The organism is Pseudomonas sp. B6001, assembly GCF_013386015.1.
Lineage (GTDB): Bacteria > Pseudomonadota > Gammaproteobacteria > Pseudomonadales > Pseudomonadaceae > Aquipseudomonas.
Map to the genome: position 1 here is coordinate 90354 of NZ_JACAOX010000023.1, position 10629 is coordinate 100982.

Annotated in this window: 8 protein-coding genes; 6 read left to right on the forward strand and 2 right to left on the reverse strand. The window is 60.9% G+C overall.

Going from position 1 to position 10629, the window contains the following annotated elements; translation table 11 throughout:
- Nucleotides 1-34: 34 nt before the first annotated feature.
- Together HX821_RS24935 and HX821_RS24940 are read right to left on the reverse strand one after the other, a co-directional pair.
- Nucleotides 35-1039, reverse strand: a complete 1005-nt coding sequence (locus tag HX821_RS24935) for a polysaccharide deacetylase family protein (RefSeq protein WP_177036681.1) — start codon at nt 1037-1039, stop codon at nt 35-37.
- 30 nt (nt 1040-1069) lie between these two features.
- Nucleotides 1070-2254 (reverse strand): MFS transporter, encoded by a 1185-nt coding sequence (locus tag HX821_RS24940; protein ID WP_177036683.1) that lies wholly within the window; start codon nt 2252-2254, stop codon nt 1070-1072.
- Between the two features lie 101 nt (nt 2255-2355).
- Between HX821_RS24940 and HX821_RS24945 the strand changes: the two genes are divergently transcribed.
- The 6 genes from HX821_RS24945 (at nt 2356) to HX821_RS24970 (ending at nt 10251) form a co-directional block, all read left to right on the forward strand.
- Nucleotides 2356-3279: a LysR family transcriptional regulator gene (locus tag HX821_RS24945; RefSeq protein ID WP_177036685.1), complete on the forward strand. Its 924-nt coding sequence runs from the start codon at nt 2356-2358 to the stop codon at nt 3277-3279.
- Nucleotides 3280-3311: 32 nt separating this feature from the next.
- Complete coding sequence (locus tag HX821_RS24950) at nt 3312-3698, forward strand: cupin domain-containing protein (protein WP_134326679.1); 387 nt, start codon at nt 3312-3314, stop codon at nt 3696-3698.
- A 68-nt stretch (nt 3699-3766) separates the two neighbouring features.
- Nucleotides 3767-4177, forward strand: a complete 411-nt coding sequence (locus tag HX821_RS24955) for a DUF3757 domain-containing protein (protein ID WP_177036687.1) — start codon at nt 3767-3769, stop codon at nt 4175-4177.
- Nucleotides 4178-4402: 225 nt separating this feature from the next.
- Nucleotides 4403-5644: a multidrug efflux RND transporter periplasmic adaptor subunit MexE gene (mexE, locus tag HX821_RS24960; RefSeq protein ID WP_177036689.1), complete on the forward strand. Its 1242-nt coding sequence runs from the start codon at nt 4403-4405 to the stop codon at nt 5642-5644.
- Between the two features lie 15 nt (nt 5645-5659).
- The gene (locus HX821_RS24965) at nt 5660-8839 is read left to right on the forward strand and encodes an efflux RND transporter permease subunit (RefSeq protein ID WP_003210869.1); all 3180 of its coding nucleotides are present in this window, start codon (nt 5660-5662) and stop codon (nt 8837-8839) included.
- Entirely contained in the window at nt 8836-10251 is a 1416-nt protein-coding gene (locus HX821_RS24970; RefSeq protein ID WP_102604616.1) for an efflux transporter outer membrane subunit, read from the forward strand. Before HX821_RS24965 ends, HX821_RS24970 begins: the two co-directional genes overlap by 4 nt.
- The last annotated feature ends 378 nt before the right edge of the window (nt 10252-10629 follow it).

Genomic DNA, 10629 nt, shown 5'->3' on the forward strand with positions numbered 1-10629 from the left:
ACGGGCACATCCTTTAAAGGCGAAGAGAACGAACTCAGATGGTTTCGCTTTCCCTGAGGCTGAGGGGGCTTTTCAAGGTGTATTGAGCGATGGCGTCCTTGCGCATGAACGCCACGCCGGGATGGCTGTTGGCGTACCGCAGAAACTCGTCCCAGACCCTGACCATTTGCGGCGTACCGCTGATGCGATCGTGGGCACTGATCGCCATCATGCGGCGTCGGCTTCCGGCTTCCAGGTAGAGCTGGTCGAACTCCAGCTTGACCTGTTGAAGGAATTTCGAGGGCGAGTAATTGCGCCCCTCAATCAACACGATGTCGTTGTTGCGCAGGGTATACGGGACCACGACAAAGTCCTTGCCATTGACCTGCTCGATAAACGGCTCATCGCGACTCACATCATCAATGTGATAGACGTAGCCCAGCTCCTGCAACAACGACAAGGTATTGGGCCCGCGCCGCAGCCAGTTGCAGTTGTAGCCGGTGACCGGCTGACCGGTGACGTCCTGCAACATGCTCGCGGCCTGGCGCAGGAAAGTGCGCTCTTCATCGCGGCTCATGGCAAATTGCGAGCTCCAGTGCGGGCCATGCCCCGAGGCTTCGTGCCCACGGGCGACGATCTCCCGGGCCAGCGCTGGGTTGCGCTTTACCGCGTCGCCGATCATGTGGCAGGTGACTTTCACCCCATGCCGGTCCCAGAGATCAAGCATCCGCGGAATACCTTCACGGTAGCCATAGGCAAACCAGGTATTGGTGGCCACATCCTCTGGAACACTGTCGGGAAAATCCACGTGGGGAAACGGACTGTCAGTGCCCTTGAGCGGTTGGCCGCCTGCCTCGAATTGCATGGAAATGGACACTACCAGCCGGGTGTCCCCTGGCCAGAAACGCCCGATTGCCTTGCCGGCATTCGCTGCGGGGGCAGCGTTGCCCGCGGCTTTGGCAGCAGCCGGGCCGAGCAGCGATCCTGCGGCCAGAACAGCAGCACCTGCGCCGGCCTGGGCGAGGAAAGTACGACGATGCGGGTTATCGGTTTTGTCCATGTTGGTTCACCTCATACTGAATTCAGGGGGTCAGGCAATCGCGGCAGGCCGGGGGGCTTTACCCGCGCCTTCCTGGGAAACAATGAACAGCACACCGAGCAATGGAATCGCCGCAGCCGCAAACGGAATCGCCGCCGCGCCCCAATGGCTGTCCACCACGATGCCGCCGATGATGCCGCCCAGAGCGTTGGCCAGGTTGAAGGCGGAGATATTCGCCGTGGCAGCCAGCTCCGGGGCCTTGCCGCCGTGCTTCATCACGCGCATTTGCATGGATGGCACGTTGGCGAACGAGGCGATACCGAAGAGGAACGCGGTCACCAGGAACGGCCACTTGTAGGGCGCCACAAGGCCTGCGGCGATCAGTGTCACGATCATCGCCGCCGGCCAGAACATCAGCGAAAAGCGCAAATTGGCGTCTGCGGTACGCGCCCCGAGACTGTTGCCGACTACCAGGCCAATGCCGACCACGACCAGCACAGCGGTCAGCATCGTCGAATCAACCCCGGCTACCTGTTCGGCGATCGGCGCGATATAGCCATAAAAGGCCATGAACCCGGCCCAGCCGAGCACCGTGAACATCAGACTGGCCAGCAGGTTGCGGTTACGAAACACCGCCAACTGGTTGATCAACGACACTGACTGCTCGGTGCCCTGGCGCCTGATCGACACAATGATTGCCAGCAACGCGAGCACGCCCAACGCGGCGACTATCAGGAATGCGGTGCTCCAGCCATATTGACTGCCAATCCACGATCCGGCGGGTACGCCCAGCACGTTGGCCAACGTCAGCCCGGCAAACATCTGGCCGACGGCGCGGCCTTCCATGCCGCTGGCCACCAGGCGCGTCGCGACCACCGCGCCGATCCCGTAGAACGGCCCCTGGGTCAGCCCGGCAATCGCCCGGCTGACCAGCAATACGCTGTAGTCGCTGCTGAGGGCAGTCATTACGTTGGCGCCGACGAACACCGCCATCAACAACCACAGCACCGTGCGTTTTTCGTAGCGCGAGAGCCAGATGGTCAGCACCGGGCCTCCGACCACAATGGCCAACGCGTAGGCGGTAATCAGGCTGCCAGCCTGCCCTTCGCTGATGTTCAAGCTGTGGGAGACCTGGGTCAGTAATCCGGCAATCACGAACTCGGCGGTGCCGATGGCGAAAGCCGCCAGGGTCAGCACCCAGACCTGGATGGGCATTTTTGAAGAATTGGATGACATGTCAGTCACTCCGATGGTTAACGATGGATGCAAAACTAGTTCTTTTGGCTTAACTTGATAATTGAGTCGAAATCAAAAACCACTTTCGGAAATCCCGAACAATGCTGCTGAAGAACCTTGAGTTGTTTTTGCTGATTGTGGAAAAAGGCGGGCTGTCGGCAGCGGGTAGAGAGCTGGGACTGTCACCCGCCTCTGTCTCGGAAAGGCTCGCGCAGTTGGAGGGTTTCTATGGCGCCAGCCTGCTCAACCGCACCACCCGGGCGATCAACCTGACGGACGAAGGCCGCTTGCTGGTGGATGGCGCCCGCCGCTTGCTGGCAGAGGCCAACGAGCTGCACAGCAGCATTCGCCATGGCACCCACACCCTGTCCGGGCCGATTCGCCTCAGCGCCCCGGAAGACCTCGGGCGCCAATACATCGAACCGATCCTTGCCGCATTCATGCTGGAGTATCCCGAGATCAGCATTGACCTGAACCTGAGCGACGGCTACGCCGATCCGGTGAGCCAGGGCATCGATTTCGCGGTGCGCTACGGCGAACTGGCGGACAGCACCCTGCATGCCAGGCCGATTGGCGAAAACCGTCGCGTGCTGTGTGCGTCACCCCACTATCTGGCGCTCAATGGTACGCCCCGACACCCCGAGGAGCTGGCGCGCCACGAGTGCCTGGTGATGCGCTTCGGCATCAATATTTCGCGGGAATGGACCTTCAAGCGGCACGGGCACGCCCATCGGGTGCTGGTCCAGGGCCGGCGGGTGGCGAACGACGGTGCGCTGGTACGCCAGTGGTGCCTGGCGGGCCATGGCATTTGCCTGAAGTCGGTGTGGGACGTGCGCGCCGACCTTGAGGCCGGGCGATTGGTCGAGCTGCTGGCTGACTATGATTTGGGCAGTACCGCGCTGAACATCGTCTATCCGCCGACACGGGTTCAACCGCGCCGGGTCAGGGTGTTGATCGAGCGGATAGTGGATGAGCTGTCACTGCACGATCATTCAATATCCGGCGGGCCGTTGGGCCTACCTTAAGGCTCCAATGTCCTGCAACCCTGGAACCTACAATGCCCGCCTCCCACGCTTCGACGAATTACGCCTCGATCAACTTCGCCCAGAAATACGCCCTGTTCAGCGAGCAATGGGCGCCCAAGGTCGTCGCGCAGATGAACGACTACCAGTTCAAGGTGGTGAAGATCGAAGGTGACTTCATCTGGCACGACCATGCCGATACCGATGAAACCTTTATCGTCCTCGAAGGCACCCTGCGCATCGACTTCCGCGACGGCGCGGTGATCATCAGCCAAGGCGAAATGTACGTGGTGCCCAAGGGCGTCGAGCACAAGCCACACGCATTGGGTGAGGTGAAGTTGCTGTTGATCGAACCCTGCGGCGTGCTGAACACCGGCAGTGAAGGTGGCGAGCGTACGGCAATCAACGACGTGTGGATTTAGCACCTTCCGGCGGTGCCTGTTTGGGCTAGTCTTTACCTCACAGTTACTCCAGACCAGGAGCACGCGTGATGAACAGGCAGCTCAGGAAAACCTCAGCCCTCGTGATTACCCTGATGGCGTTGATGGGCAACGTCTACGCTGGCACTGGTGCCTGCCCGCCCACCCATGCCCTTAAAGACGCGTTCAAAAAGACGCCGACCGGGGAAGTGGTCGCCTACACCGCGTCCGGCCCGGACGGTCGGCAATGGACCGGGCAAAACCCGATGACAGAGCAGAAGGACCTGCACCAGGTCCACTTTGAAAAGGCGGTGATCCAAAGCAGCCAGGGCCAGTCGTCTGTGGCATGCCACTACCTGGATCAGAACCATGAACCGGTAAGCATGACCCTGAAAAACCAGGTCAATGCCAGGCCTCTGGGCAGCGCATGGTCAGGCAACGAATGCACGGCAACCAACCCGGCGCTCTGTACATTTGAATAGCAGACACGCCCGACAATTTATGCGGCACGCTGTTCCTTGCATCTTGCGCAACAGTCCTTTGTCATCAACAGCATTGATAGCTCCCTAACGAAAGCCCCATGCTAGAGGGCTCGCTTTACGCTTATATCATTCCGAATGATAGTTACCTTTGTTTCATTCGATTCGTGAGATAGCACCCTGCCGAGCATGATCCGCCCATCTTAAATACATTGGCGGATGCACCTCATGGAACAGTCATTCAAACATTTGCGCTATCCCTTGGCCATTTTGGCCGTGATGGTGATGAGCGCCTGCGGCAAAGCGCCCGAACAGGCAGCCGCCATGCCACCAAGCCACGTCAGCGTGGCCAAGGTGCTGGAACAACCGGTCAATGAGTGGGACGAATTCACCGGCCGGCTCGAAGCGCCGGAAACCGTGCAGATCCGTCCGCGCGTATCGGGCCAGATAGATCAGGTCGCCTTCACCGAAGGTGCCTTGGTCAAGAAAGGCGACCTGTTGTTCCAGATCGACCCACGCCCATTCCAGGCCGAAGTGCGCCGCCTCGAAGCACAACTCGCACAAACCAAGGCCGCCGCCACCCGCAGCGATAACGAAGCCCAGCGCGGCGAACGCCTGCGCCAGAGCAATGCGATCTCCGCCGAACTGGCCGACTCGCGCACCACCGCCGCCCAGGAAGCCCATGCGACTGTCGCCGGCATCCAGGCGCAGTTGGACCTGGCCAAGCTGAACCTGAGCTTCACCCGTGTCAGCTCGCCCATCAGCGGCCGCGTCAGCCGTGCCGAGATCACCGCCGGCAACCTGGTGACCGCCGATGTCACCGCGCTGACCAGCGTGGTGTCCACCGACAAGGTCTACGCCTACTTCGACGCCGATGAACGTGTGTACCTCAAGTACACCGAACTCGCGCGCCAGGGTCGCCGTGGCGCGACTACCCCGGTGTACCTGGGCCTGTCCAATGAAGACGGCAACCCGCACCTGGGCCAGATGAACTTCGTCGACAACCAGGTCAACCCGGCTACCGGCACCATTCGTGGTCGCGCCGTGTTTGATAACAGCAAGGGCGAATACACCCCAGGCCTGTATGCGCGCCTGAAACTGGTAGGCAGTGGCACCTACTCCGCCGTGCTGATCAGCGACGAAGCCGTGGGCACCGACCTGGGCAAGAAGTTCGTACTGGTGATGGACGGCGACAAGCCTGCCTACCGCGCGGTGGAACTGGGTCCGAAGATCGAAGGTTTGCGCATCGTGCGCAGCGGCCTGACCAAGGACGACACGATCATCGTCAAGGGTTTGCAGCGCGTTCGCCCGGGGTCGCCGGTTGCACCGGAAACCATCCCGATGGCCAGCAAGGAAACCCTCGCCGCCTTGGCACAACAACGACAAGCGCTTGAAGCCAGCAACCTGGAGCAAGTGGCGCCGGATAAAGCCGCGCCCAAGCTCGCAAGTACAGCGACTCCACGCGGTTAAGGGATACGACTCAAGATGAATTTTTCCAAGTTCTTCATTTCGCGGCCGATCTTCGCAGCGGTGCTGTCGCTGTTGATCCTGATCGCCGGCGCGATTTCACTGTTCCAGCTGCCGATCAGTGAATACCCGGAAGTGGTGCCGCCGACCGTCGTGGTCCGTGCCAACTTCCCGGGCGCCAACCCCAAGGTCATCGGTGAAACCGTGGCCGCGCCCCTGGAGCAAGCCATCACCGGCGTCGAGAACATGCTGTACATGTCCTCGCAATCGACCGCCGACGGCAAGCTGACCCTGACCATCACCTTCGCCCTGGGCACCGACCTGGACAACGCGCAGGTGCAGGTGCAGAACCGGGTAACCCGGACTCAGCCAAAACTGCCCGAGGAAGTGACGCGCATCGGTATTACCGTGGACAAGGCCTCTCCCGACCTGACCATGGTGGTGCACATCACCTCCCCCGACCAGCGCTACAACATGCTCTACCTGTCCAACTACGCGATCCTCAATATCAAGGATGAGCTGGCACGGCTGGGCGGCGTGGGTGATGTGCAGCTGTTCGGCATGGGCGATTACTCCCTGCGTGTGTGGCTGGACCCGAACAAGACCGCCTCACGCAACCTGACCGCCACCGATGTGGTCACGGCCATTCGCGAACAGAACCGCCAGGTGGCGGCCGGTGCCTTGGGCGCGCAACCTGCGCCGAATGACACCAGCTTCCAGCTGTCGGTCAACACCCAGGGCCGACTGGTCACTGAGGAAGAGTTCGAGAATATCGTCATCCGTGCCGGCGCCAACGGCGAAATCACGCGCTTGAAGGACATTGCACGGGTTGAGCTGGGTTCCAGCCAGTACGCCCTGCGCTCGTTGATCGACAACCAGCCGGCCGTGGCGATCCCGATCTTCCAGCGCCCGGGCTCCAACGCAATCGACATCTCCAATGAAGTGCGCGCCAAGATGGCGGAGCTGAAACAGAGCTTCCCGGAGGGCATGGATTACCGCATCGCCTATGACCCTACCGTCTTCGTACGTGGCTCCATCGAGGCCGTGGTTCACACCCTGTTCGAAGCACTGATCCTGGTGGTGCTGGTGGTGATCCTGTTCCTGCAGACCTGGCGTGCGTCGATCATTCCATTGGTGGCGGTGCCGGTATCGTTGATCGGTACCTTTGCGGTGATGCACCTGTTTGGCTTCTCGCTCAACGCGCTATCGCTGTTCGGGCTGGTGTTGGCGATCGGTATCGTGGTGGACGACGCCATCGTGGTGGTGGAGAACGTCGAACGGAACATCGAACTGGGCCTGGAACCCTTCCCGGCCACTGAAAAGGCCATGAGCGAAGTAACCGGCCCGATCATCGCGACCGCGTTGGTACTGTGTGCGGTGTTCATTCCAGCGGCATTTATCAGCGGCTTGACCGGCCAGTTCTACAAGCAGTTCGCCTTGACCATTGCGATCTCGACCGTGATCTCGGCGTTCAACTCGCTGACCCTGTCGCCCGCACTGGCAGCGGTATTGCTCAAAGGCCACAACGCTCCGAAAGACGGGTTCTCCAGGTTCCTCGACAGGATGCTGGGCGGCTGGTTGTTCAAACCGTTCAACCGCTTCTTCGACAAGGCCAGCCATGGTTACGTCGGCACGGTACGCCGGGTGATCCGCGGCAGTGGTATCGCGCTGTTCCTGTACGCCGGCCTGATGGTCCTGACCTGGATGGGCTTTGCCCACACGCCGACCGGTTTCGTACCGGCCCAGGACAAGCAATACCTGGTGGCCTTCGCGCAATTGCCGGACGCCGCGAGCCTGGACCGTACCGAAGACGTGATCAAGCGCATGTCCGACATCGCCATGAAACAGCCCGGCGTGGAAAGCGCGATCGCCTTCCCCGGCTTGTCGATCAACGGTTTTACCAACAGCCCGAACAACGGCATCGTGTTCGTGACCTTGAAGCCGTTCGATGAGCGTAAAGACCCGAGCCTGTCTGCCGGTGCGATTGCCGGTGCACTGAATGGCAAGTACAGCAGCATCCAGGAAGCCTACATGGCGATCTTCCCACCGCCGCCGGTACAGGGCCTGGGTACGATCGGCGGGTTCCGCCTGCAGGTCGAAGACCGTGGCAACCTGGGTTACGACGAGCTGTACAAAGAAGTGCAGAACATCATTACCAAGAGCCGTGGCGTGCCTGAGTTGTTCGGCCTGTTCACCAGCTACACGGTCAACGTGCCCCAGGTCGATGCTGCCATCGACCGCGAAAAGGCCAAGACCCATGGCGTGGCGATCAGCGACATCTTCGACACCCTGCAGATCTACCTGGGCTCGTTGTATGCCAACGACTTCAACCGCTTCGGGCGCACCTATCAGGTCAACGTGCAGGCTGAGCAACAGTTCCGCCAGGATGAAGACCAGATCGGCCAGCTGAAAGTGCGCAACAACAAAGGCGAGATGATTCCCCTGGCGACCTTCATCAAGGTCAGCGACACCTCGGGCCCGGACCGCGTGATGCACTACAACGGCTTCATCACCGCCGAGATCAACGGCAACGCCGCACCGGGCTACAGCTCCGGCCAGGCCCAGGCGGCGATCGAGAAACTGTTGAAAGACGAACTGCCCAACGGCATGACCTACGAGTGGACCGACCTGACCTATCAGCAAATCCTCTCGGGCAACACTGCGCTGTTCGTGTTCCCGCTCTGCGTACTGCTGGCGTTCCTGGTACTGGCCGCCCAATACGAAAGCTGGAGCCTGCCACTGGCGGTGATCCTGATCGTACCGATGACCCTGTTGTCGGCCATCACCGGGGTGATTATCTCTGGCGGCGACAACAACATCTTTACCCAGATCGGCCTGATCGTCCTGGTGGGCCTGGCCTGTAAGAACGCGATTCTGATCGTCGAGTTCGCCAAGGATAAACAGCAGGAAGGCCTCGATCCGCTCGCTGCGGTACTGGAAGCCTGCCGTCTGCGTCTGCGGCCGATCCTGATGACCTCGTTCGCCTTCATCATGGGTGTAGTGCCTCTGGTGATGTCCAGCGGTGCCGGTGCCGAGATGCGCCATGCCATGGGTGTGGCGGTGTTCTCCGGGATGATCGGCGTGACCTTCTTCGGTCTGCTGCTGACGCCAGTGTTCTATGTACTGATCCGCCGGTTTGTTGAACGCGGTGAAGCGCGCAAAGCGGCCAAGGCCTTGAAGCTGGAGACACAGCAATGAGCGTGAAAGTATTTTTGCCGAGCTTGCTGGTACTGGCGCTGAGCGCCTGTGCCGTGGGCCCGGACTATAAAACCCAGCCACTGGAGGCGGCCAACGTAACGGCCGCCGCCGACGCCAAGCAGTACGACCACGCGAAGTTCGAAGGCATCTGGTGGCAACAGTTCGAGGACCCGACCCTTAACCAGTTGGTGACTCAGTCCCTGAACGGTAACCGTGACCTGCGGGTGGCATTTGCCCGCCTGCGGGCAGCCCGGGCGATTCGTGACGACGCTGCCAATGACGTGATGCCGGTGATCACCAGCCGCGCCAGCAGCGACGTGGGCAAAGGCCAGATTCCGGGCCAGACCACCAAACGCGTCAACAGTGAGCGTTATGACCTGGGCCTGGACATGGCCTGGGAAGTGGACTTGTTCGGCCGCATCCGCCGCAACCTGGAGGCCAGCGACGCTGACCAACAGGTTGCCGAGGCAGACCTGTATCAACTGCAAGTCACGATGATTGCCGAGCTGGTGGACGCTTACGGTCAACTGCGAGGCGCACAACTGCGCGAGAAAATCGCGGTGGCCAACCTGAAGAACCAGGAGGATTCGCGCGGTATCACCGTCAGCCTGCGGGACGCCGGTGTGGGCGATCAACTCGATGTGGTACGGGCCGATGCGCGTCTGGCGGCTGTAGAAGCCAGTGTGCCGCAGCTGCAGGCCGAGGAAGTTCGCGAGCGTAATCGTATCGCTACCCTGCTCGGTGAGCGGCCGGACAAGTTGAGCGTGGATTTGAGCCCGAAAGATTTGCCGGCGATTGCCAAGGCGTTGCCGATTGGTGATCCGGGGCAACTGCTGCAACGTCGTCCGGACATTCTCAGTGCCGAGCGTAAGTTGGCAGCCGCCACGGCGCGGATTGGGGTGGCCAAGGCTGATCTGTTTCCGCGGGTGAGCCTCAGTGGGTTCCTCGGGTTTACCGCTGGGCGGGGTTCGCAGATTGGGTCGGCGGCGGCGAATGCCTGGTCGCTGGGTCCGAGCATTACCTGGGCGGCGTTTGACCTGGGCAGTGTGCGGGCAAGGTTGCGTGGTGCGGATGCCGAAGCGGATGGCGCCCTGGCGACTTATGAGCAGCAGGTGTTGCTGGCGCTGGAAGAATCGGAGAATGCCTTCAGTGATTACGGCAAACGCCAGCAGCGGTTGGTCTCGCTGATTCGTCAGAGTGAGTCGAGCCGGGCTGCTGCGGATCTGGCGGAGATTCGTTACCGCGAAGGGACGGTGGACTTCCTGGTGTTGCTGGACGCGCAGCGTGAGCGTTTGGCCGCCGAGGACTCCCAGGCTCAGGCCGAGGTGGATCTGTATCGTGGGATCGTCGCGATCTACAAGGCGTTGGGCGGTGGGTGGCAGCCGAGTACCACGATTGCCAGTGCCAAGTGATTTGACTTAAAGAGCTCCTTTGGTTGGTCGCATCCAGCCAATTTTTAGCCCCGTGCCGTCATTCGGTCGCGGGGCTTTTTTTTGCTCGCTTGTGGTGTGTGCATATCCGTTATTTCGGTCAGGGCTGCTATTGGTTCCGCTCTTACAGCGGCTCACTTTTGAACAGCGCAAAAGTAAGCAAAACGCTCTTGCCCCACCACTCGGCACCTCGCCTAGGCTCGGTGTGCCCTCACTCCGGCTTTGGACCGTGGGCCGCCGTCATGGGCCATCCTTGGCCCAGGACGGCTAACCCGGCGTCCTGCCGGGTTACCCACGCTCCAAAGCCTGCGTTCGGCCAGCGTGGTTTAACGGGGCGCCTAAGATCAAGATCAAGATCAA

Excerpts from the sequence above, each read along its gene's own strand:
- HX821_RS24945 (WP_177036685.1), top strand. The coding sequence starts at position 2,356 with ATGCTGCTGAAGAACCTTGAGTTGTTTTTGCTGATTGTGGAAAAAGGC.
- HX821_RS24970 (WP_102604616.1), top strand. The coding sequence starts at position 8,836 with ATGAGCGTGAAAGTATTTTTGCCGAGCTTGCTGGTACTGGCGCTGAGC.
- HX821_RS24965 (WP_003210869.1), top strand. The coding sequence starts at position 5,660 with ATGAATTTTTCCAAGTTCTTCATTTCGCGGCCGATCTTCGCAGCGGTG.
- mexE (WP_177036689.1), top strand. The coding sequence starts at position 4,403 with ATGGAACAGTCATTCAAACATTTGCGCTATCCCTTGGCCATTTTGGCC.
- HX821_RS24955 (WP_177036687.1), top strand. The coding sequence starts at position 3,767 with ATGAACAGGCAGCTCAGGAAAACCTCAGCCCTCGTGATTACCCTGATG.
- HX821_RS24950 (WP_134326679.1), top strand. The coding sequence starts at position 3,312 with ATGCCCGCCTCCCACGCTTCGACGAATTACGCCTCGATCAACTTCGCC.
- HX821_RS24935 (WP_177036681.1), bottom strand. The coding sequence starts at position 1,039 with ATGGACAAAACCGATAACCCGCATCGTCGTACTTTCCTCGCCCAGGCC.
- HX821_RS24940 (WP_177036683.1), bottom strand. The coding sequence starts at position 2,254 with ATGTCATCCAATTCTTCAAAAATGCCCATCCAGGTCTGGGTGCTGACC.